Annotated in this window: 20 protein-coding genes, 1 pseudogene and 2 CRISPR repeat arrays; of the genes and pseudogenes, 13 read left to right on the top strand and 8 right to left on the bottom strand. The window is 46.5% G+C overall.

The annotated features are described in order from the left end of the window. The first annotated feature begins 356 nt into the window (after positions 1-356). The 7 genes from VR7878_RS13980 (at position 357) to VR7878_RS13950 (ending at position 10,377) form a co-directional block, all read left to right on the top strand. A complete protein-coding gene (locus VR7878_RS13980) occupies positions 357-2,414 on the top strand; it encodes a type VI secretion system Vgr family protein (protein WP_077336699.1) in 2,058 nt (685 codons plus the stop codon). Then, positions 2,402-3,154, top strand: a complete 753-nt coding sequence (locus VR7878_RS13975; RefSeq protein ID WP_077336698.1) for a DUF4123 domain-containing protein — start codon at positions 2,402-2,404, stop codon at positions 3,152-3,154. Before VR7878_RS13980 ends, VR7878_RS13975 begins: the two co-directional genes overlap by 13 nt. Then, on the top strand, positions 3,151-7,920 hold the full coding sequence (locus VR7878_RS13970) for an RHS repeat-associated core domain-containing protein (protein ID WP_077336697.1): 4,770 nt from the start codon (positions 3,151-3,153) through the stop codon (positions 7,918-7,920). Before VR7878_RS13975 ends, VR7878_RS13970 begins: the two co-directional genes overlap by 4 nt. Beyond that, on the top strand, positions 7,917-8,426 hold the full coding sequence (locus tag VR7878_RS13965; RefSeq protein WP_159440474.1) for a hypothetical protein: 510 nt from the start codon (positions 7,917-7,919) through the stop codon (positions 8,424-8,426). Before VR7878_RS13970 ends, VR7878_RS13965 begins: the two co-directional genes overlap by 4 nt. 254 nt (positions 8,427-8,680) lie before the next feature. Next, positions 8,681-9,589 (top strand): RHS repeat-associated core domain-containing protein, encoded by a 909-nt coding sequence (locus VR7878_RS13960; protein ID WP_077336695.1) that lies wholly within the window; start codon positions 8,681-8,683, stop codon positions 9,587-9,589. Next, positions 9,589-10,020 carry a hypothetical protein gene (locus VR7878_RS13955; RefSeq protein WP_077336694.1) on the top strand — a complete coding sequence of 144 codons (432 nt, stop codon included), beginning with the start codon at positions 9,589-9,591 and terminating at the stop codon, positions 10,018-10,020. The genes VR7878_RS13960 and VR7878_RS13955 overlap by 1 nt, the downstream gene beginning before the upstream one ends. Before the next feature lie 144 nt (positions 10,021-10,164). Further along, the gene (locus VR7878_RS13950) at positions 10,165-10,377 is read left to right on the top strand and encodes a hypothetical protein (RefSeq protein WP_077336693.1); all 213 of its coding nucleotides are present in this window, start codon (positions 10,165-10,167) and stop codon (positions 10,375-10,377) included. 245 nt (positions 10,378-10,622) lie between these two features. Here the strand turns inward: VR7878_RS13950 and VR7878_RS13945 are convergent, their stop codons facing one another. Continuing rightward, positions 10,623-10,820, bottom strand: a complete 198-nt coding sequence (locus VR7878_RS13945) for a hypothetical protein (RefSeq protein WP_038181651.1) — start codon at positions 10,818-10,820, stop codon at positions 10,623-10,625. Positions 10,821-11,283: 463 nt separating this feature from the next. Next, positions 11,284-11,739: direct repeats of the CRISPR family, unit length 29 nt; unit sequence GTGTTCCCCGTACACACGGGGATGAACCG. Between the two features lie 116 nt (positions 11,740-11,855). Between VR7878_RS13945 and VR7878_RS13940 the strand changes: the two genes are divergently transcribed. Next, positions 11,856-12,809 carry an RHS repeat-associated core domain-containing protein gene (locus VR7878_RS13940; RefSeq protein WP_235862891.1) on the top strand — a complete coding sequence of 318 codons (954 nt, stop codon included), beginning with the start codon at positions 11,856-11,858 and terminating at the stop codon, positions 12,807-12,809. A 1-nt stretch (position 12,810) separates the two neighbouring features. Continuing rightward, a complete protein-coding gene (locus VR7878_RS13935) occupies positions 12,811-13,038 on the top strand; it encodes a hypothetical protein (protein WP_077336692.1) in 228 nt (75 codons plus the stop codon). Between the two features lie 242 nt (positions 13,039-13,280). On the opposite strand, the gene VR7878_RS13930 is transcribed toward VR7878_RS13935, so the two are convergent. Then, entirely contained in the window at positions 13,281-13,478 is a 198-nt protein-coding gene (locus VR7878_RS13930) for a hypothetical protein (RefSeq protein ID WP_038181651.1), read from the bottom strand. Between the two features lie 460 nt (positions 13,479-13,938). Then, positions 13,939-14,516: direct repeats of the CRISPR family, unit length 29 nt; unit sequence GTGTTCCCCGTACACACGGGGATGAACCG. A gap of 14 nt (positions 14,517-14,530) precedes the next feature. On the opposite strand from VR7878_RS13930, the pseudogene VR7878_RS13925 reads away from it, so the two are divergent. Beyond that, positions 14,531-15,616, top strand: a pseudogene (locus tag VR7878_RS13925) (RHS repeat domain-containing protein); the annotation flags it as partial. A gap of 9 nt (positions 15,617-15,625) precedes the next feature. Continuing rightward, on the top strand, positions 15,626-15,853 hold the full coding sequence (locus VR7878_RS13920; protein ID WP_077336691.1) for a hypothetical protein: 228 nt from the start codon (positions 15,626-15,628) through the stop codon (positions 15,851-15,853). An 80-nt stretch (positions 15,854-15,933) separates the two neighbouring features. On the opposite strand, the gene VR7878_RS21550 is transcribed toward VR7878_RS13920, so the two are convergent. Beyond that, on the bottom strand, positions 15,934-16,053 hold the full coding sequence (locus VR7878_RS21550; protein ID WP_077336729.1) for a SymE family type I addiction module toxin: 120 nt from the start codon (positions 16,051-16,053) through the stop codon (positions 15,934-15,936). A gap of 108 nt (positions 16,054-16,161) precedes the next feature. Then, a complete protein-coding gene (locus VR7878_RS13910) occupies positions 16,162-16,359 on the bottom strand; it encodes a hypothetical protein (RefSeq protein ID WP_038179236.1) in 198 nt (65 codons plus the stop codon). 621 nt (positions 16,360-16,980) lie between these two features. On the opposite strand from VR7878_RS13910, the gene VR7878_RS13905 reads away from it, so the two are divergent. Beyond that, positions 16,981-17,199, top strand: a complete 219-nt coding sequence (locus tag VR7878_RS13905) for a hypothetical protein (RefSeq protein WP_077336690.1) — start codon at positions 16,981-16,983, stop codon at positions 17,197-17,199. Between the two features lie 193 nt (positions 17,200-17,392). Here the strand turns inward: VR7878_RS13905 and VR7878_RS13900 are convergent, their stop codons facing one another. Beyond that, entirely contained in the window at positions 17,393-18,943 is a 1,551-nt protein-coding gene (locus VR7878_RS13900; RefSeq protein ID WP_139344095.1) for a hypothetical protein, read from the bottom strand. Positions 18,944-19,048: 105 nt separating this feature from the next. On the opposite strand from VR7878_RS13900, the gene VR7878_RS13895 reads away from it, so the two are divergent. Further along, positions 19,049-19,663: a 3'-5' exonuclease gene (locus VR7878_RS13895; RefSeq protein ID WP_077336688.1), complete on the top strand. Its 615-nt coding sequence runs from the start codon at positions 19,049-19,051 to the stop codon at positions 19,661-19,663. 150 nt (positions 19,664-19,813) lie between these two features. Here the strand turns inward: VR7878_RS13895 and VR7878_RS13890 are convergent, their stop codons facing one another. The 3 genes from VR7878_RS13890 to VR7878_RS13880 all read right to left on the bottom strand — a co-directional run bounded on the left by VR7878_RS13890 (position 19,814) and on the right by VR7878_RS13880 (position 23,254). After that, positions 19,814-20,812 (bottom strand): glycoside hydrolase family 53 protein, encoded by a 999-nt coding sequence (locus tag VR7878_RS13890; RefSeq protein WP_077336687.1) that lies wholly within the window; start codon positions 20,810-20,812, stop codon positions 19,814-19,816. A gap of 252 nt (positions 20,813-21,064) precedes the next feature. Beyond that, complete coding sequence (locus VR7878_RS13885) at positions 21,065-22,072, bottom strand: LacI family DNA-binding transcriptional regulator (RefSeq protein ID WP_077336686.1); 1,008 nt, start codon at positions 22,070-22,072, stop codon at positions 21,065-21,067. A 78-nt stretch (positions 22,073-22,150) separates the two neighbouring features. Beyond that, positions 22,151-23,254 carry an ABC transporter ATP-binding protein gene (locus tag VR7878_RS13880; protein ID WP_077336685.1) on the bottom strand — a complete coding sequence of 368 codons (1,104 nt, stop codon included), beginning with the start codon at positions 23,252-23,254 and terminating at the stop codon, positions 22,151-22,153. Positions 23,255-23,262 lie beyond the last annotated feature (8 nt).

The raw sequence follows: 23,262 nt of genomic DNA, 5'->3' as shown, positions 1-23,262 counted from the left end.
TGGTGATTATCTATAGAGTTGATCGGTTTTATCTGGTGATTCCGGGTTTTTAGGTGCAAAAATACGCATATTTAGTCTGTTTATGATTGTAAATATGAATGGGAACGTTTTCTTTTTTTGTGGGTTGTTTGGGGCGTTTATCGATGCCGTTATGGTAGAAATGGGGGATTTACCGGAACAGCAGTGTTGAAGGCGGAGCACTGAAGGTGATGTAACAATATGGTTTATATTGAGATCTTGCTTCAAAATTCATCATTAGTGCTAAAAATATGCTCATCATATTCATTGTGTTTCAATACGATAGGGGTGGGTCGTTTTGAGCGACATTCTCACATAAAACATCAAAGGTTTTCTGCATGGCAACGTTAGGTTTCAGGCTCACGATCAATGGGGTCAATGATACGTCATTGGTGGTGCGTGACTATCAGGGATTTGAATCCGTTTCAGCTTCAGTGGACGCTGGCGGGCAACCGGTTTACGGCTATCGTTATCAGATTGAACTCGCCAGTCGCAACAGTGATTTAACTTTTGAGCAGATGGTCGATACCACGGCACTGCTCGAAGTGCTGCGCAGCGGTCAAGTGGTGCAAAAGGTGCATGGCATTATCCGCAATTTCAGCCGCGGCGATACCGGCCATCACCACACCTTCTATTCCCTGACGCTGGTGCCGTCATTCGAGCGGCTCTCGCTGCGCCATAACAGCCGTATCTTCCAGCAAAAAAGCGTGCCACAAATCCTCTCCGTCCTGCTACAGGAAATGAACATCACCGACTATGCGTTTTCCACCAAACGGGAAAGCCCGCCGCGTGAGTTCTGCGTGCAATACCGCGAAACCGATTTAGATTTCTTCCACCGCCTGGCGGCTGAAGAAGGGCTGATGTACACCTTCACCCATGACACCGACAAACATACGCTGGTGGTGACCGACAATGCCGAAGGCTTTACCCGGCTCGGCGGCACGGTGCCGTATAACGTGCTGTCCGGTGGCGTTTCTGACACGCCGTATGTCTCTGCGATGACGGCGCGTAAGCAGTCTGAAGTCAGTGCGGTGTGGTTGCAGGACTACAGTTTTAAAAAGCCGACCTACAGTTTTAAACAGAGCGTTGAAGGCAGCCAGCTCGATTACCAGCTCACCATGTACGAGCACTTCGATGCGCCGGGGCGCTATAAAGATGACGCCAGCGGCAAAGCATTCAGCCAAATCCGCCTTGATGCGCTGCGGCGTGAGGCGCATACCGCCCGCGGTCAAAGTAATCAGGCGATGCTTCAGGCCGGAGTGCGGTTTGACCTCAGCGAGCACCTCGATAGCGCAATGAATCAGAGCTGGCTGGTGGTACAAATTGCCCATCAGGGCAGTCAGCCGCAGGCACTGGAAGAGTCCGGCGGCAGCGGCGCCACCACCTATGCCAACCAGTTTACCGCCATTCCCGGCGAGAGTTTGTGGCTGTCACCGGTAGAGAATAAACCCCGGGTGGACGGCCCGATGGTGGCGACCGTGGTCGGCCCGGCCGGTGAAGAAATTTACTGTGACGAGCATGGCCGGGTGAAACTGCATTTTCCGTGGGACCGCGAAAGCAACGGCGATGAGCTGAGCTCATGCTGGGTGCGGGTGTCACAACAGTGGGCGGGCAGTCAGTACGGCATGGTTGCCGTGCCGCGCATCGGCCACGAAGTGATTGTGGATTTCCTCGACGGCGACCCGGACCAGCCTCTGGTGACCGGGCGGGCTTACAATGCCACTCAGGTGCCGCCTTACCCGTTGCCTGAGCACAAAACCAAAACCGTGCTGCGCACCGAAACCCATCAGGGCGAAGGCTTTAACGAGCTGAGTTTTGAAGACCAGTCCGACCGTGAAAAAGTCTATATTCATGCCCAGAAAGACACCGAAGCGCTGATTGAAAACGATGCCGCCACGCTGATCCGTCACGACAGCCATTTCACGGTGGAAAACGACCGTTACGAGCACATCAAGATGAATGACCATCTCACCATTGATGGTGAGCAGCGCCTGAAAATCACCCAAGACCAGACCCACGATATCGGCGGCTCGCTGGCGCAGCAAATCGGCAGCCTGACGGCGGTCGAGACCGGCAGTGCCATTACCCTGAAAAGCGGGGCTAAAATCGTTGCCGAGGCGGGCTCCGGTTTGACCTTATCCGCCGGGGGCAGTTTTATCAGTATCGACAGCGGCAGTGTCAACCTCTCCGGCCCGGCGATTAACCTCAACGCCGGCGGCAGTGCCGGCAGTGCGGTGGCATATGGCGGGCAAGCCGCGCAATTACCCGATGAAATTACCACCAAGCCGGATAATCCGGCGCCTATCCTGACTCCGGCGCAGATTGCCACAATGAAAGCTGCGGCACCGTTCTGTGAAGAGTGTGAAAAATGTAAGGATGGCGCATGTGCGATTTAAACCAGCAACTGACCCCGGATTTAAACTGGTACGTCATTCTCAATGAAACCAGTGACGGCCAGCCGCAGCGCTGGTTTTACCTCAATGGCGGCAGTGATGCGCAGGGCATCTGGCTGAGCACACCGTATGCCGAGTGGCGCGAAGTGATGCCGAATCTCGCGCAGGTTACCCCTGAGCACCCGTTTCTCGACTGGATTGAACAGGCGTCATGCGAGGACTGGGGCATGTTGGTCGGCAGTCATGCCGATTTTGCCACCGTTCAGGCGCATTTTCGCAGCCTGACCCACGTGTGGCTGCCATCCGGCGAGCATGTGTTTTTCCGCTTCTACGACCCGCATTTCGGGCTGGATGTGGCGACACTGTGCGATGACGAGCAGCGCATCGCTCTGATGGGGCCGACCCAATGCTGGCTGCGCTTATCGGCTCAGCAAACGCTGACCCGGGTGGAGAACCCGGCCCCCACTGCGCCAGCCGATTTTCAGGAGCGGCCTTTCCCGTGGTGGCAGGTGCCCGAGGCGGTGCTGGCCGGGTTGAGCGAAGACCCGGGTGTATTGGTCAATAATCTCCTTCAGGGATTAAGTGAGTATCAGCAGGCTTTGTATGACGCCTATCCTGAGCCGGTTTTACGTCAGAAAACCGAGCGTTTTGTCGCGCGTTATCAGGGAGAGCAAGACGGTTATCTCGCGGCTTTCATTCAATTGATAGAACAAGAACAACAACGGTTAGGGATGCTCTCATGAGTGAACAACAGGCATTTTATAATTATATCAATCAGCAGTTGAACAGCTTTCCTGATTTGCTGACCGAATATCGGCAAATGACTAAGAAGTGGTATTTCCAGAGTGCGGATACCTTCAGTGAGTGGCAAGATTTACCTTCCCTGTTTTCGATGGATAAACAGCTCAAAGTCAATGGTGCCAGTACCACAGTGGGGAAAGATGATGCGAACTATGCGACCAAGGTGAGTTGTCCGCTCAGCGGCAATCTCGAAATCCAAAGTGTGTTTCAGTCGATCTACCACGTGCCGTTAGGCGGCATTGATGCGATTATCAAAGCCGAAGACGGCAGTGAAACCCGGACGGTAACCCTTGATGCCGAGGGGAAAGCAACGGTGACCGGCCTGACGCCGGGCAAATACTATGAAGTGGTGATCAATAACAAACCGACCCCGGCAGAGATGGACAGCCTGTTTGCGCATTACGATGAGCTGAGCGGTGATTTAGTGAGCTGGCTGGACGGCAAGTGGCAGGCATTCAAGCCCGAATGGGACAGCTATTTTACCAATAGCGCGGCGCAGTCGGTTTTATCGGTGATCCGCCATTTTGCCGATGGGATCTGGCAAGCCTTAAAAGAGCTGTGGGATGGGATTGGTGAAATTTATGACATGCTCAAAGATCCCCAAAAAGCGCTGAAGGATATGGTTGATGGTGCTGCTGACCTGATTGATGCAATTAAAAATGCAGCCAGCAATACCCCGGATATGCTGGAAAAAGCCTTGTTGTTTGCCTCTGATGAAGCGGCATTATATTTGTTTGTCCGGGCGATGATGGCGTATATCTCGATGGTGCCGCTGACCGGGATGCTGAATAAACTGGCTGAAATGGGTGGTAATGCGCTGGCCGGTGTCCTGCTCGGGCTATTGGGTGGTGTCATCGTGACCTTTATTGCGACACCGGCGACAGGGGTTGCTTATGCGACTTACCGGGCTGTAAAAACCGCCGGGGTGGCGATTAAAAAAGTGATTCAACCGCTGCTGGATGTGATTGGAGAAATCTTTGCTTTTGCCAAGAAACTGATTTTGAAAGCCAGTGATAAATTCAAGCGGATCGCGATGAACCGCGGCGGAAAGGGGGCTTATCACAACGGCACGCTTGAATTTGAAGCCAATAACCGACCGAATACCAAGCTCCATGGCGATCATGATGCATTGCCGGATGACAGCCGTGCAGCGACGAATGAATCAGGGCGCTCAACACAAGACAGTGAAGCCACGGTGTGTGACAAAGACCCGATATCGATGGCAACCGGTGAAGAGCTGCTGTCACTGACGGACGGCCACCTGATTGGCCTGTTGCCGTTTGAGTGGCAACGGTTGTACCGGACCGGGGCGGTGGAAACCAATGTCGGGCTCGGTTATGGCTGGTCGCATTCATTGTCACACCAGCTGACGGTGGACGGCGATGCGCTGGTCTGGCGTGACGGCGAAGGCAAACTGACCCGCTTCCCCAAACCGACAGCACAACTGCCGGCGATTACCAACCGCATGGCCGGAGCCGCCGCCTTTTTAGGCCGGGATAAGCAACACATCATCATTGCTAGTGGTGAGCGGTTTTATACCTTTCAGATGCGCGGTGACAGTGGCAGGCTGACCTCGATAAAAGACCCATATGACTATACACTGAGTCTCAGTTATGACCGTCAGCACCGTCCGGTGCGGATTTCAACCGAGACCAATCTCAGATTTGAGCTGGTTTACGAGCATGACCTGATTGCCCGGGTGGATTTGTATGCCTATCTGGCCGAGCAGGATGAATGGCAGTTTGTCCAGACGCAGGTCAGTTATGGCTATAACGCGCAGTCGCAATTGGTGAGTGCCACCAATGCCAGTGGCGAGACGGAGCGCTACACCTACGATGCGCAGCATGTGATTCAGTCGCGTGAGCTGGCCGGCGGGGCGATATTCCGCTGGGAATGGCAGGGCGAAGGAAAGCAGGCCCGGGCGACCCGTCAGTTCAGTAACCTGACTCAGGTGGATACCCGCTATGAATGGGATGAAGATGCCGGCACGGTGACGCTGACCAATAGTGACGGCTCACAACAGGTGTACCAGCATGACGGCAATGCCCGGCTGATTAAAGAAGTTGACGGCAGTGGCGGTGAATACCTCAAGGCCTACGATGACAAAGGGCGGCTGATTCAGGAGACCGATGCGCTCGGCAATGTCACCGAGTCGGTATATAACGATGCCGGTGAGCTGGTCGCAAAAATCGCGCCCAATGGTTTAACCACCCATTTCAGCTATAAAAACGGCCTGCTGAGTCAGGTGCAGCAGGACAAGGCCATCTGGCGTTACCGTCATGATGCGTGGGGACATATTATCGAGCAGACCGACCCGCTCGGTCACACCACCCGGTATGACTACAATGACCACGGCCTGATTGAGCGCATTACCTACCCGGATGGCGGCCTGCATCAGCTGACATGGAACCGCAATGGTTATCTGGTCGATGAGACCACCCCACAAGGGGAGGTGATTCGTTATCGCTACGATATTCTGGGGCGGCTGCGGCTGCGCCATGACAGTCAGGGGGTGACGGAGCTTTCTTATGACCGCAGCGGGCGTCTGACCAAACAGGTGTTGCCCGGCGGACAGACCCGGTGCTATGAATACAACGCTTACAACAAGGTGACCCGATTCACCGATGAGCAGGGGCGGGTCACTACCTATGACTATGAATTCCCGCTGCATCTGGTGACGCAGAAAACCAACCCGGACGGCAGTACGGTGCAGTACCGTTATGACAACCCGTTCCACTTTGTCAGCGCCATTATCAACGAGCGCGGTGAGCGCTACCAGATAGACTACACGCCGACCGGCCATGTGCAGCGGGAAGTGACTTTTGACGGGCGTCAGTTCGTCTATGAATATGACAGTCACACCCAACTGACGGCGAAAACCGAAATCGGCCGGGAGGGCGGGGAGCTGACTACGCGTTATGCCTATGACGCGCAGGGCAAATTGATTGAGAAAACCCTGCCGGATGAATCCACTATCAGCTATCACTATGACTTGTTGGGCAATCTGACCGGAGTGGATGACGGTCAGTGGCCGCTGGCGTATGACTATGACGTGATGGGGCGGCTGACGGTTGAGCATCAGGGCTGGGCGAGTGCCGGTTACCGTTATGATGCGATGGGTCACTTAACCGCCCATCTGTTACCGGACGGCCAGCAGATTGATTATCAATTTCAGCACGGGCGGTTGCAGCAGGTCAGCCTGAACGGGCATTGCCTGACGCAACACCAATATCAGGTGAGCGGTCTGGAAACCCGCCGCACGCAGGGTGCGTTGACCAGTCATTTTCAGTATGACGAGCTGGGCCGGTTGAGTGAGCACCGGGTGAGTCAGGCGCAGCAACAGACGTTATTCCGCCGCTATCAGTACAACCGCTCGGGTAATCTGACGCAGGTGGAAGATAACCTGCGCGGCGTGACGCAATATCACTACGACCCGTTAGACCGCCTGACACAGGTGCGCGGTAATATCAGCGAGAGCTTTGCTCATGACCCGGCCGGTAACCTGATACAGGACCGGCTGAGCAATGTGTCCGGCAACCAACTGCTGTTTCAGGGGGACTGTCATTATCAGTATGATGAGTTCGGTAACCTGATACAGGAAGCGCGGGGCACCCAGCAGTCTCTGGTCACAACCTATGCATATGACTGTCAGCACCGGCTTATCAAAGTTGCAAAGCCTGACGGCAGCAGCGCTGAATATCGGTATGATGCGTTTGGCAGACGGATTCATAAAGCGGTTACCGACAAAACCGGGCAGACCCGGCAAACTGAATTTCTGTGGCAGGGGGATAAACTGCTGGCAGAGTCGGGAGAGCATCATTACCAGACTTATCTGTACGAGTACGGCAGCTTTAAACCGCTGGCACTGGTGACCGGTGAAGGGGCAGACAACGCCACACCTTATTTCTATCACCTTGACCAGATTGGCACACCGCTGGAAATTACCGATGCCACCGGTGCCGTGGCATGGTCGGTGGATTACCACAGTTACGGTAATGTGGCTTACCAGCGCAAGGCAGAAATCGTCAGCCCGCTACGTTTTCAGGGGCAGTATTATGATGCAGAAACGGGTTTACATTACAACCGTCACCGTTACTATAGCCCGAGCACCGGACGCTTTATTACCCCCGACCCGATAGGTTTGGCAGGTGGTTTAAACAACTACCAGTATGTAAAAAATCCGACGGGGTGGATTGACCCGCTGGGGTTGAGTCAAAAGCCATGTTGTGGGCCTGAAGTTGATTCTCCCATAATTCCGAATTCTATATTGGATGATATTGTGGATGATGCAAACTTGGTTTCAGCTCCAGGGGGAAATATTACAGATGCCCAGAGGCTGGCATTAAGGCAAAATTTACCGATAATTCAAAGACGAAGCCCTTTTCAGAACAGAGTATTGAGATCTGAATTTGAGAAAAATCAGAAGGCTCTAATGCAACAATGGAGTGAGGCAACACATAGGCCTTGGCCAATGAGAGACGTTAATGGGGTTTTAAAACCTGCAACCCCTCATCATATAATTCCACTTGAGAGTGGAGGTGCAAATAAATGGTGGAATCTAATGCCAACCTTTGGAAAGCTCCCTAACCATTCATTACCTGGGACTGCAGGTCCTCATGCTAAGGGGGGAGTTTTGAGAGAAACGATCCAAAAAGGTCCCAAAGCATTACCTCCTGGAACTCAAACTGATCTTCGAGGAACAAGATGATGACATATGATGAACTTATTGAAAAATTGATGAATATGAACTGGTTTTCAAATGTTGGTCAATTCAGTAGGGTTGATGAATCGAAGATTTCTCTTCCTAATTTTTCAGCATGGGATAGTGCGACATTTTCACCTGATTTAGATGAAAAACTTGCTAGTATTGCAGCAAATATGGATTGGTTACCGACAACTAGGGATCAGATAGATCCTGTAAATGGGAACAAGTTAAAGAATGAATTAAAAAATATCCCAAATGGCAAAGAAATGGTGATGGATGCATATAAGTTGGCAATGAAATCATTGAGAAATTTCGACAAGAGTAAGTTCAAAAGTGGTTCTAATGACTTCTCCGAGGCGGCAAAAGGCTCTGCTCTTTATTGTGTCAGAATGGCCGCTATTGAATCCTTAATATGTCAACCGGGGTTTTGGTCTGAACTGCTTGATTTATACTCTGATGGTTATTGGCCATGTGGTGTTCTACACAATAAGATAATTGTTGTATATTAAAAGGGATTTTATATGTGTCGTATCCAGCGATAAGATTTTATCGATGTGACCCATGTAGTTATCGAGTTGGTCGCCAAAGTGGATGTTTGAACGGAAACTGGATCTGACTCCTTTATAAATCGATTACCGACAAAATCGGGCAGACCCGGCAAACTGAATTTCTGTGGCAGGGGGATAAACTGCTGGCAGAGTCGGGTGAGCATCACTACCAGACCTATCTGTACGAGTACGGCAGCTTTAAACCACTGGCACTGGTGACCGGTGAAGGAGCAGACAACGCCACACCTTATTTCTATCACCTTGACCAGATTGGCACGCCGCTGGAAATTACCGATGCCACCGGTGCCGTGGCATGGTCGGTGGATTACCACAGTTACGGCAATGTGGCTTATCAGCGCAAGGCAGAAATCGTCAGCCCGCTGCGTTTTCAGGGGCAGTATTATGATGCAGAAACGGGTTTACATTACAACCGTCACCGTTACTATAGCCCGAGCACCGGACGCTTTATCACCCCCGACCCGATAGGGCTTGCAGGTGGTTTAAACAACTACCAGTATGTGAAAAATCCGACGGGGTGGATTGACCCGCTGGGGTTGAGTCAGTGTGTGGGGGATTGTCCGGGTGCTAATGATCCTAATGGTACAAATGGTGGTAATGCTCCAAATGTTGTCGCTGGACATGGCGTCACTGTTCAGATGGATGGGCGTAAGATCTATGATCCCAATTTTCCGGCATTAAGTACAAATCCTACTGCTAAGTATAGATTTTCAGATCCCGCATATCGTAACACTGGTGGTGATGTTTATTTAGGAGAAAATGTTGCTACTTCATATAATGAAGTTCGTAAAAATATTACAGGTAAATCTTTATATTTAGCCGATGTTAAAATTGATAATGTATTGGATTTAACTGATTCAAATATCCTAAAAAAAATGAATATAGATCCAAAAATGTTAATGTCTACAGTTGATAATCAAATACAAGCGGATGCTATTTATGGATATACAAACCAAATAGCGAATCAAGCATATGATACCGGGTATAACGGTATTTTATATTCAAGTACACGAAAAACTGTTGGCAATAATAAAGCTATTGTTTTATTTGGTGGAAAGTATGATGCTAGTAATGTTAAGCTTATTTTTGATAAAAGGATTAAATGATGAGTAAGCTAGTTTTAAAAAGTGCGTATGAATTAGAAATTCAGCCTGTCAAAATTAAAGGTATGGAAAGGCATGGGCTCAACTTTTTCTTATGTCATGATAGCTGCTCTGTCGGTGCGCAATGTAAACATTGTCATACTATTGTTTGGGTAAATGGAAGACTGAATTTTATATTGTCTGAAAATTTGCCCGCTAATATTCCTTCATCTGGTGAGAGCTACAGAAAATATTGCAGGGACAAGATAAGTAGATTTTTATTATCTATTCCTCCATGTCCTTGTTGTGGTAAGTTGGATTATAATAAATTCATTAATAATGTTGAATATCCAAGGTTCATGGATGGTAGTGAATTAAAAAATGTGTCCTATAATACTGAAATTATTAATGTAGATCCTAAAAAAATCGAAGTTTGGTTTTGGGATGGGAAATAATTAACATATGCATATAAATATCCCAGCATCTGCCGGGATATAACTTATTTAGTTTTCAGTAACTATCCCCAAGAAATTCCACTTGATATGTCAAATAAGCCTATGATCAAGTTTGGAACAGTGAAAGTTATAGAAGAATAATTTATGGATAAACAAGAGTTGGATAAAAACATAATATATCTATTGGATAAGTACTACTTCGATGAAAATAGGAAAAATCATCTTATCAACGAAGTTAAAAATAGTAAAAATCCTATTGCGAAGTATATATTACATGAGATGAAAAAAGATTCTGTGAAAGTCGATAATGAACTGGATGGTCGATTGATTAAAGAAATTTTCTTTCATTTTGGTTGATGGATTAACAGGGATTCAAACTCGGTTGACACATTTGTATCTCCTTAAAAAACAGCCGGGGCAAAAATAGCCCCGGCTGTTTTATTTCATATCAACTGATGTCGGGGATGAGCATAATACAGCCTCAGATGTTGACGGTAGTCTTCGCTCTGATCGAGTGATGTAGCTGTAGCTGACGAGTTACACCTTATATTCCAAAACGAGCCGCAATTGCGGCTCGAAATCCAAATAAACAAACCAATTAACTACACCAAATCCTCCCCGTCAATCTCTTGATGGTAGCGCACATAATGAGTGGTAATCAGATTATTCAGATACAGCAGTACGTTGCGTAGTTCTTGACTGTTGTGCCGCTGTTCGGCTTCGAATATTTCTTCTAACTGACGCAAATATTCACGGGCTTTTTGGGCGAACTCGTGATTATAAGGAATGGTTTCGTACATAGTTGATTCCTTGGAGAATGATGAAAATAAACTCACCACAAGAGTTCCTACACTCGGGTGGTGAACTGGAACAAGGTGTAGGAATACCGCTCTCCAAGACACGGTCAGCCAAGGCTGCCTTGCCCAGCTCACCATAATTCAGATGTGCTGAGGCCGCATATAGTAAAAAACCAACTAAAAGTTAGCAACCTATAATACTTGGAGTCTTGTGAGCGGGTTCCTACGCCCGGCACCGGATTTTGCCAGTGCAGAGGGTAGGTTATCTGTTTTTCGGAAAATAAAAGTATGAAAAAAGTATGAGATTTTGGGTGTGGGTTCTAAAAATAATCAGCCGATGATTATCTGAAATTGATAAAATTCAATCCAGTTGCAGCACTTTGGAAAGATGATTTTTGTTCTTTAAAATGTTGGTAGATTGTTAATGATGAAATTTCTTTTTATTGTTCAATAATCTATATTTGGAGTGTTCCCCGTACACACGGGGATGAACCGCATGGGCGACGGGAGAGCACCTGTATGATGTAGTGTTCCCCGTACACACGGGGATGAACCGTTAAACCGCAAGTGGTTACCACTTTGCCATGTGTGTTCCCCGTACACACGGGGATGAACCGAGTGACTACCCCATCATGATCAACTTGAGAGCGTGTTCCCCGTACACACGGGGATGAACCGTTAGGCGGGGGTCTGTGATGAGATGGGATGTAGTGTTCCCCGTACACACGGGGATGAACCGTCTGGCGAATTCACCGGTGCGTAAATGACAGAGTGTTCCCCGTACACACGGGGATGAACCGAAGCCGCCATGATCCACTTTGATTTGCTTATGGTGTTCCCCGTACACACGGGGATGAACCGCCAATGGTTATTTTATTGGCGTCTTGCTGCTAGTGTTCCCCGTACACACGGGGATGAACCAATCTTGATTATCAATTTCAGCACGGGCGGCTGCAGCAGGTCAGCCTGAACGGGCATTGTCTGACGCAACACCAATATCAGGTGAGCGGTCTGGAAACCCGCCGCACGCAGGGCGCGTTGACCAGTCATTTTCAGTATGATGAGCTGGGCCGGTTGGGTGAGCACCACTACCAGACCTATCTGTACGAGTACGGCAGCTTTAAACCGCTGGCACTGGTGACCGGTGAAGGGGCAGACAACGCCACACCTTATTTCTATCATCTTGACCAGATTGGCACACCACTGGAAATCACCGATGCCACCGGTGCCGTGGCATGGTCGGTGGATTACCACAGTTACGGCAATGTGGCTTACCAGCGCAAGGCAGAAATCGTCAGCCCGCTGCGTTTTCAGGGGCAGTATTATGATGCAGAAACGGGTTTACATTACAACCGTCACCGTTACTATAGCCCGAGCACCGGACGCTTTATCACCCCCGACCCGATAGGTTTGGCAGGTGGTTTAAACAACTACCAGTATGTAAAAAATCCAACGGGGTGGATTGACCCGCTGGGGTTGACGCAGTGTGTGGGGAGTTGTCCGGGTGGTAATACTTCCTCTTCTAAACCAGACTTCTATGTAGGGCCATCAGGGCCGTCTTCTACGTTGCCATCTACAGCTTATAGATATGAACGATTATATAACGATGACGGAAGTATCTTTGAGTGGGGAAACAAAATGTTAGAGACTAAAACTGGCAACCCTACATATTTTGGATTTGAGAAATTTGATACAGCAGAAGATGCATTAGATGCTTTCCAAATCAAGGGTCCTAAAGTAGGACCTGATGTAAATGGTCCTGGGTCTTGGTCTGATGCTAGAATTCGAGGTACCTTTGATACATTACAGTTATATGAAGATGGTGTACCAAAAGTGCGAGTCCCATTTTGGGGGGGAGATAATCCAGCTAGTGGCAAGCTTGAACCCTTCGCTGAAGCGTACAGAATATATGGTGATGGTGGTGCTGTCCAGTTGCATGCAGATAGACGACTGGTTACTTATGACAAAGTGGACATTATCCCGGAGAAATAAGATGATAGATAATTCAAGACTGAATGATGAAGCATATGCTCTAAAAGTTCTTATCTATATGATAGACAATTATATAGATAATGATACAGATAAAATAATAGGTATTAAAACGATTAGTTCATTACATGGTTGTATCCCCGGGCGAATTATTTGGCCTATTTTTAAAGATGTTACACTTTCTTCGGATGATATTAAAACAATTCAGGATATTATTAGTATATATTCATGATGGTTTTTATAGCTCTTTAATGACTCTAATCCAACTCACCCCACCTCAAAAAAAACAGCAGCCGGGATAAAAATAGCCCCGGCTGTTTTCATTCATATCAACTGATGTTGGTGGCTAGCACAATACAGTCCGCTGTGATATTGACGGTGATCCTCGTCCCGGTAGGGACATAGCCGACTAGTTACATCTTATATTTCAAAACGAGCCACAACCGCGGCTCGAAATCCAAATAAACCCATTAACTACACCAAATCCTCCCCGTCAATCTCTTGATGGTAGCGCACATAATGAGTGGTAATCAGATTATTCAGATACAGCAGTACGTTGCGTAGCTCTTGACTGTTGTGCCGCTGTTCGGCTTCGAATATTTCTTCTAACTGACGCAAATATTCGCGGGCTTTTTGGGCAAACTCGTGATTGTAAGGGATGGTTTCGTACATAGTGCAGAGACTCCGTGAGTTATTTTGAAATACCGCCACACAAAGTTCCTACGCTCTGAGTGGCGAACTGAAACAAGGTGTAGGAATACCGCACTCACGATACGGCCAGCCAAGGCTGCCTTGTCCAGCTCACCATAATTCAGATGTGCTGAGGCCGTACATAATAGAAAACCCAAATGATGTTGGCAATCCATATGCTGTGAGTTGTTGCGGGTTCCTACGCCCGGCACCGGATTTTGCCAGTGCAGAGGGTAGGTTATCTGTTTTTGGGAAAATAAAAGTATGAAAAAAGTATGAGATTTTGGGTGTGGGTTCTAAAAATAATCAGCCGATGATTGTCTGAAATTGATAAAATTCAATCCAGTTGTAGCACTTTGGAAAGATGATTTTTGTTCTTTAAAATGTTGGTAGATTGTTAATGATGAAATTTCTTTTTATTGATCAATGACCTATATTTGGAGTGTTCCCCGTACACACGGGGATGAACCGCGTTGTTGTCCGGCCAATCTCGGCAGCTTGGTGTGTTCCCCGTACACACGGGGATGAACCGCGAACATCAACAAAACGACTGATATCAGCCATGTGTTCCCCGTACACACGGGGATGAACCGATTAAATTTGCACCGCAGCAAACTGTAACGTAGTGTTCCCCGTACACACGGGGATGAACCGGAATTGATTGCCCGCGTGGGTGGTGGTGTGGCGTGTTCCCCGTACACACGGGGATGAACCTCAAAAACAGCTTGAAACACGCTGATAAAAATCGTGTTCCCCGTACACACGGGGATGAACCGCAATTCCTAACTTCTCAGCGCCGTACTTTCCAGTGTTCCCCGTACACACGGGGATGAACCGCAATTCCTAACTTCTCAGCGCCGTACTTTCCAGTGTTCCCCGTACACACGGGGATGAACCGAAGTCAGGGGGCATCGAATAAAACATACGGGAGTGTTCCCCGTACACACGGGGATGAACCGCGGCTGACGGGGCTATTCGAGGGTTTGATGTGGTGTTCCCCGTACACACGGGGATGAACCAATCTTGATTATGACTGTCAGCACCGGCTTATCAAAGTTGAAAAGCCCGACGGCAGCAGCGCTGAATACCGATATGATGCGTTCGGCAGACGGATTCATAAAGCGGTTACCGACAAAACCGGGCAAACCCGGCAAACTGAATTTCTGTGGCAGGGGGATAAACTGCTGGCAGAGTCGGGTGAGCACCACTACCAGACTTATCTGTACGAGTACGGCAGCTTTAAACCGCTGGCACTGGTGACCGGTGAAGGGGCAGACAACGCCACACCTTATTTCTATCACCTTGACCAGATTGGCACACCACTGGAAATCACCGATGCCACCGGTGCCGTGGCATGGTCGGTGGATTACCACAGTTACGGCAATGTGGCTTACCAGCGCAAGGCAGAAATCGTCAGCCCGCTGCGTTTTCAGGGGCAGTATTATGATGCAGAAACGGGTTTACATTACAACCGTCACCGTTACTATAGCCCGAGCACCGGACGTTTTATCACCCCCGACCCGATTGGGCTTGCAGGTGGTTTAAACAACTACCAGTATGTGAAAAATCCGACGGGCTGGATTGACCCGCTGGGGTTGACGCAGTGTGTGGGGGATTGTGCGGGGAGTGGTGGACTTTCAAAAGGTGATATTGATCCTGTATTGGCAAAACATCTTAATAACCTTCCTGATGGGTCATATGAAATCATTGGAGAAGTTGATCGTTCAGGGCAAGGATTTACTGGTGATAAAGCTGTAAAAATAAAACTTCTTGATGATGTTGATGGGCACCGGTTTTCTGGTGGGGGCTCTAATCCGCAAGGTCCATATGTGGCAATTGGTAATATTCCGCAGTCACGATATGCAGCAAGACAATTGTTGGCTTTAAAGAATTTTGGCCGAGGAGCGTATAACCAGATGACTCATTACACCTCCGTTTCTATGAAAAAAGGAACAACGTTATATCTTGGTGAAGTGGCACCACAGGTTTCTAAAGCCGGGAAATTATACAAGGGTGGTGGTACTCAAGCGTTTGTTGAATTTTGGACATTAGAAAATAAAGGGAAAGTAATATTCTCTAGTGTTCATAAAATGCCAAGAAAAAGAATAGTTACTGAGTGAGATAAAAAGATGAAAGATGTTTTTTTTAAATGTGTTAGTGATGAAGATAGCTGTGAATATATTTTTCAAAATACAGCAGGGGAAGAATTCTGTTTGTATTCTGATTCTAGAGGGCATTTGACGAAGAATATAACACCTCATTTTTGGGATTCATTTTATTTTTATAAGAAAATAAAAATAGAATACAAGAACTTAGATGGTAAAAATCTTATTACCAAGGTTGTTTCTTACAAATAAATTAACAGGGTCACCCTAACCTGATTAACTCATTCACAACATCAAAAAAAACAGCAGCCGGGCAAATAGTCCCGACTGTTTTATTTTTTCAAATCAACTGATATCGCGGAAGAGCACAATGAATCCGTGGTTATGTTGACGGTGATCTTCGTCCCGGTCTCAAACCCGGCTTCCCGCAGCCACTGACCCTTGAGGTGAATATCCGGGGAGTGGTAGTATCGCTTTGGTCAGGGACGTAACCGACGAGTTACACCTTCTATTGTAAAACGAGCCGCAACCGCGGCTCGAAATCCAAATAAACCCATTAATTACACCAAATCCTCCCCGTCAATCTCTTGATGGTAGCGCACATAATGAGTGGTAATTAGATTATTCAGATACAGCAGTACGTTGCGTAGTTCTTGACTGTTGTGCCGCTGTTCGGCTTCGAATATTTCTTCTAACTGACGCAAGTATTCGCGGGCTTTCTGGGCAAACTCGGGATTGTAAGGGATGGTTTCGTACATAGTAGACTCCTAGAGGATTAGAGATTATTTCACCACGGGAGTTCCTACGCTCGGGTGGTGAACTGGAACAAGAGTAGGAATGCCGCCCTCTAGGTACGGCTAGCCGAAGCTGCCTTGCCCAGCTCACCATAATTCAGGTGTGCTGAAGCCGCATATAGTAGAAAACCAACGTAAAGTTAGCAACCTATAATGCTAGAGGTTAATTTGCGGGTTCCTACGCCCGGCACCGGATTTTGCCAGTACAGAGGGTAGGTTATCTGTTTTTGGGAAAATAAAAGTATGAAAAAAGTATGAGATTTTGGGTGTGGGTTAACAGTTTGTTTTTTTTCAAGCTACGACTTGAATGTTCTCTCAATTATTAGGCTATTCCCGAACTGATGATGCTGATGTGACAGAAAATTACTGACCCCTGTATGAATGAGAAAATATGAAATCCTATTATTTTTATGAGATTTTCCTCCCGTCAATTGCCTATCAGCCAACAGTTTTCTTTCTGATCCAATAAAATAGCGTCTGCTTGAAAACCCAATATGTGGGATGGGGGTATCCGTTTATTTTTATCGGGTGCACAACGGTTAGGGATACTCTCATGAGTGAACAACAAATTATATCAATCAGAAGTTGAACAGCTTTCCGGATTTGCTGACCGACTATCGGCAAATGACTAAGAAGTGGTATTTCCAGAGTGCGGATACCTTCAGTGAGTGGCAAGATTTATCCTCGCTGTTTTCGATGGATAAACAACTCAAAGTTAATGGTGAAATTACCACGGTGGGGAAAGATGATGAAAACTATACGACCAAGATGAGTTGTCTGCTCAGCGGCAATCTCGAAATCTAAAGTGTGTTCCAGTTAATTGCAAATGAGAAAATGGCACAAATACGCGAGACGTGATTCTCTATGCCGAGAGGAAATTTCGGCAACAATGTTACTGCGAATGGCTCATCCAGTGTAATCGTCAAATACCAATAAAGCAGCCCATGAAGAAAAGACAAGATGAGGTTGTGACACATCATCTTGCCTAGATCGAAAGTTAGTGAACTATGATTTTATTAATAACAGCACTGGAACTATTGCATGACTGGATGAAGTATCGGCTTTCTACTCCAGCGTTGGTTTGTGCAAAAGCTTTCTTGAGGACAGACATGTAATCGTTAATAGAAAGATCCATAAATTTAGGGTTCAGTACAATCTGATTCGAACCACAGCGAGTGTAAGTATCTAGCTGAATTTTATGAACTGGAATTAATGTAGAGTTCTTGCCATAAACAATACTACCTCGTTCGGCATTAGAAATGATCAGAGCATCAAATTCATTTTTATCGGTATACTTTGAATTAATTATCTGTATTAGCTCATTCCCTTCATATTCTTTATATCCCAGTTTAAGCGTTTTGAGGTGCTTCATGTTACGCAATGTACCAATAGGCATCGGATGATGACGAGAAAGAGTTAACTTCTCTATCGCCATTTTTTCAAGAGGCGTTACATTTATTGTAGGGTGTTGTAGTTCGAGTGATTTTAATCCGGTCATTGCCGTAATTTGATCGATATTGTTGATAGTTTTTCCTATCTTATCTTTAAAGTGCTCAGTATTCCCCAGATAACGTTCACTATTGAGGTCATGAGTATCCAGGTAACGGATAATAAGTTTTTGAATTGTTGGGTTATGAATGGCGGGCAGTATATCAACACCGGTAGTCGTAATTTCTAGCTGCTCTAATAATTTCAGATTTGTAAGTGCTGAATAATCGGTTAACCGGATGGTGTTAAGTTCTATAAATTTCAGGTTAGGGAACTGCTCGATTCCATTCAGAGAGGTATTGTCTAATGTTAGAGAAACTTTTTGGATTGCTGGTATTGGCGTGTTTGGATCAAAAGTTAGATGATCTGTTGTTATATATAGTGTTTGGATATGTTTGAACTCTTTTAATTCATTCGTATGAAATTTTGGAGAGCTGATTGATAGTTCTTTCACTGTGTTTGGCAGTATAAGATTTTGTGGAATGAATTTTGTGCCAGTAAATTTAAACTCTTTTAATCCTTGCAGTTGGCTCAAATCAAGTCGATGCATTGGAGAATTCAGTCTTATATCTAAACTGGATATTTTCTTGAATTGCTTCAGAGAAGAGATTGTTTGGTTGAATTTTTTCGGATGGGATGACTGTAATTCAAGAGTGATTGCCGTGACGGTATTATTTTCTCCGGCAAAATGAAGATCAATATCCTCGGCAGTAATTGTTAGATTACCCAAATTGCTGAATTTATTTATATTTTTTATGTTGACTGAGTTCAGTTTTTTGAAGCCGGAAGTCGCTATGTATGCGTCAGTATCAATCATACGTCCGGCTAACTCTACTTGTTCATTTTTGGCAAAAACTTGAAATGAGCCACATAGATTAATGATGCAAATAACAAATATTATTCTAATGAAAGATAACACGATAATAAGCCTTATTCTTGTATTCGATGATATACAATTACTTTTACTAAGTGAATACACTATTACTAAACTGTTCGGCTTAATCAAGATAAAAGGAACTGATTTAGTGTTTTTGGGATGATAATCATCAATGTTACTCATTTGTATGGACACATACTTGGAGTCTTATCAGCGGCGGCTATCGCCTTTCTTTTTCTACCACTTTCGATGATACTCTTGCACATTATTATTTAGCTGGAAAACTGCATGCCTCAAGCAAATTCCGTAGTCGTACTTGACTTTGAAACCACTGGCCTCTCTCCTAATCTTGGTGACCGCGCAATCGAGATTGGTGCGGTTAAACTCGTCGATGGTGAGGTTGTCGATAGTTTTCAGCAATTGATGAATCCGGGCTTCAGAGTGAGCTCATTCATTGAAAGCTATACTGGCATCACCAATCACATGTTACGTACAGCACCAAGCTGTGATGAAGTAATGGCATCGTTTAGTGAGTTCATTACCGGTGAGAACCTGATTGCTCACAACGCTTCGTTCGATAAACGATTTTTAGACGCAGAGCTTGAGAGAATCAACCGTGGTTATTCAGGAGAGTTTGCTTGCTCTTTACTGGTTGCAAGGCGGCTGATTCAAGATGCACCGTCACACAAACTCGGTGCGCTTGTTCGCTACAAAAACATCGACAATGACGGTGTATTCCACCGGGCATTAGCTGATGCACAGATGACAGCCAAACTTTGGCTTCAAATGGTAGAGGACTTAGAGCAATCGGGAATCGTCAAGCCAAGCTTTCAGCTTATGCAAGCCATTGGTAAAACAGCAAAAGGGAAAGTGAACCTGCTCCTCGCTAAAAGTCGTGCTTAACACACGCTTACTCAATGATGGTGTGTTCTGTGTCACGGATTGAATTGCATGTTTAATCTGGCGTCAATCAGTGCGTTTAACACCTCATATTGACGGATAGTGAACTTTTGAGGATGCCCCTCATCATTGAGGGGCGGGGCAAGTTACTTGTTATTCAAGAAAAGCATCCAGCGCCTGAGTCGGACGGCGTGTGTCTGGATTCCATGCGCCCAAGGTATAACCTTGCCAGTTATATGCCTGTGGCTCCCAGTAAAAAATCCCAATCCCTTTATTTTGATTGACTTGCCGGACTTTGTGGATCATGTCTGCAACAATCGTTTTTGATTCAGGATCATCCCAAGGTACCCCGATTTCAGTGATCATCACTTCGGTCCCGTAGCGCTTGACCATATCATTAAGATTATTGAGACAGCGGCGGTTTGCTTCTTGCCAACTCATGCCCGTCGCATTTTTAGGGTAAGATGATGCACCAATCACATCCCACCAGGCACTATTGGCCTGTAAGCCATCCAGTATCCAGCGGAAATTAGCGTTGTCATGGCAATTCGCCAAATGAACAATGACTTTTGCATTCGGGAAGACTTCTTTCGCAGCGTTGCGTCCGCTATTAAATAACCATGCATAATTACGCATGTTGCTTGATGCCATGCCGTCATTCCACAACATACCGTTATTGGTTTCATTTCCGACTTGAATCCACTTGGGGGTAATACCGGCCGCTTTTAAGGTATTGAGTGAGTCACGGGTGTAAGACCAGACCCGGGCCATTAAATCGTCAAAACTGAGTTGCGCCCATGCCGCTGGCTTCCATTGATTGCCCGGATCTGCCCACGTATCGCTGTAGTGGAAATCGATCATCACATCCATATTGGCGGCTTTCGCCCATTTGGCTTTGGTGATCACGTCTTGCAGTGAATTGTAATACCCATCGCGAGGGTTCACCCAAACCCGTAAACGGACGGCGTTCATGCCATGGTCGCGTAATATGGACAGGACATCTTGCCGATACCCCCAGTCGTTGTAGAACTCGTAGCCACTGTCTTCCATCTGCGTGATCCAGCTAATATCTGCACCTTTAATCAGCGCATGAGAATAGCCCGATGTGGCGAGTGAGCTGAAAATAGCAAGTATTTTTAAGGTCTTATTCATCGTTTCACCGTTGTTATTCATTCACGTTATCGTCACGTCATGACGTCAGGAAAAGAATAGCAACGGATTTTAAAATGGATGTGATTGATAAATAGATTCGGGATATCGGAATCAAGTATTTTATCGGGTTGTGATTATCAATGAATTGTCACAGTAAATTTACTTCGGGCATTGTGAGGAAGATCCTTGCCAAAATGAAAGGTATCTACTCGATGTGCCATTGTGTGATTGAAAATAAAAACCGTCCCGTATTTATTTGCGTTGAAAACTGTCCCGCCAAATAAATTCATGTCCAAATAAAACCGTTTTTTTATACTTTCTACCTGCCATTTTTTCAATAAACATATCAATGGCAACTTCCCCCATTTCAAATGGAAATAGCCTCATAGTGGTCAGGCTGGGGCTCATATGTCGGGCGGATGAAATATCATTGGTTCCGATAACTTGTATATCCCCCGGAATTGTTAATCCGCTCTCATAAATTGCGCGATAAACCCCGACAGCAACCATATCGGTTGCCGCGTAAACCACATCAGGAAGTTCATCGAGTTGTAGCATTTCTTTCATCGCTTGGTATCCGGATTCGATGCAATATTCTTTACTGACTTTACATAATGCCTCGTGATATAAGCCGTGTTCTTTGGTGACTTTACGAAAGACATGCAAGCGTTCCTCATTATTGCCGATAAAAGCGGGGCGTTTGCAGTGGTTATTTAACACATGCTGCATAACTTCATCGGATAATGCGAGACGGTCAATTAAGACAGCATCTGTTTTACTGCCCAAAGGGTTTGAATCGACAAAAATAATATGTTGGTTCGCCTGATATAAAGTTTCGACAACCTGTTTAGAAAAATGTCCGACCGCAATGAGAGCCGGGGCATTTTTGATCAGCTTTAGATTGGCATCAACTTGATCCAAATGCAGTGTTTTTAAGTCGATACCTTTTTCTAAGCAACGATTTTGAATACCGGCACGAATCGACGTGAAATACGGATCGTCAATTTCTTGTGTCGGCGTTAAAAAATTCAACATCACCACATTTTGTTCACCAACCGGCTCATTGGTTTTGGTCACTTCATGATGAACAAACTGTTTTTTGCTCCGTTTCGGGGATTGATAACCCAGTGACTCTACCGCCTCTAAAATAGCCCGCTTTTTATCTTCACTGACCGATAAAGTCGGGTCTTCGTTAAGAAAGCGCGAAATAGTGGACGTAGAAATGTTAGCTCTTTGTGCAATGTCTTTAAGTGTAGCCAAAAGATTACCCTATATTATTTTTATCGAACGATCCGATGATGCCAAAGCGTATTCTGAATGCACTTTGGCACGAAAACGTTAATGCGTTGATTGTACAGAATCAAATTGAATGACGTTTCCATCGGGGTCAAAAATGTGTAAATGGGAAGGTGATGTAAATAACGAAATTGACTCACCCGGCTGTATTTGTGTATCCCCATGGTGAAGGTACTTGAAGTCATCCACACCGCCACACTGGCCAAAAATGTACGTCATGCCTCCCAGTCTCTCGACTACTTCACACTGGAATGCCAGCGTAATGATATCCGGACTTGTCGTGAGATGTTCAGGCCTGATCCCTAGCGTGAGCTCTTTGCCGGTTGCAATGGGCGCTGTTTTTATCGGTAGAGTGATTGAACGGCCAACATTGAGATTTACGGTTAAGCTGTTTTCATCCCAGCCTTCGATGGTACAGGGGATAAAGTTCATTTTAGGTGAGCCGATAAATCCGGCAACAAATCTGTTAATCGGGTGATGGTACAGATCCATTGGTGAACCCACCTGCTCAACTTTTCCATCACGAAGCACGACGATTTTATCCGCAAGTGTCATGGCTTCGACTTGGTCGTGCGTCACATAGATCATGGTTGATTTGAGTTCTTGGTGTAATTTGGCAATATGCAGGCGCATGTCTACCCGTAGTTCTGCATCAAGGTTTGAGAGCGGTTCATCAAACAAAAAGACTTGCGGATCTCTGACGATCGCCCGGCCGATGGCAACGCGCTGGCGCTGTCCGCCTGAAAGCTGAGCGGGTTTGCGATCGAGCAGTTGTTCCAATTGCAGGGCTTTACTGACCAGACGGACTTTCTTCTCCAGCTCTTGTTTGGGCACTTTGTTGACTTTTAACGAGTACCCCATGTTTTCAGCAACCGTCATATGCGGGTAGAGCGCATAAGACTGAAATACCATGGCGACGCCGCGTTCTGACGGGGGAGTGTCGTTGACCACATTGCCTGCAATCGAGATAGCCCCATCACTGATCTCTTCTAAACCGGCAATCATGCGCAACAGTGTCGATTTTCCACAACCTGACGGGCCGACAAATACCACAAATTCACCTTCTTCTATTGATAAGTTTACGTTGTGAATCGTTTGGGTATCGTCAAAACGTTTTACGACATTGGATAATTGAATCGAAGACATTTTAAGTT

It is taken from the genome of Vibrio ruber DSM 16370 (genome assembly GCF_900163965.1).
Taxonomy (GTDB): domain Bacteria; phylum Pseudomonadota; class Gammaproteobacteria; order Enterobacterales; family Vibrionaceae; genus Vibrio; species Vibrio ruber.
This window is presented reverse-complemented; position numbering and strand designations above follow the sequence as displayed.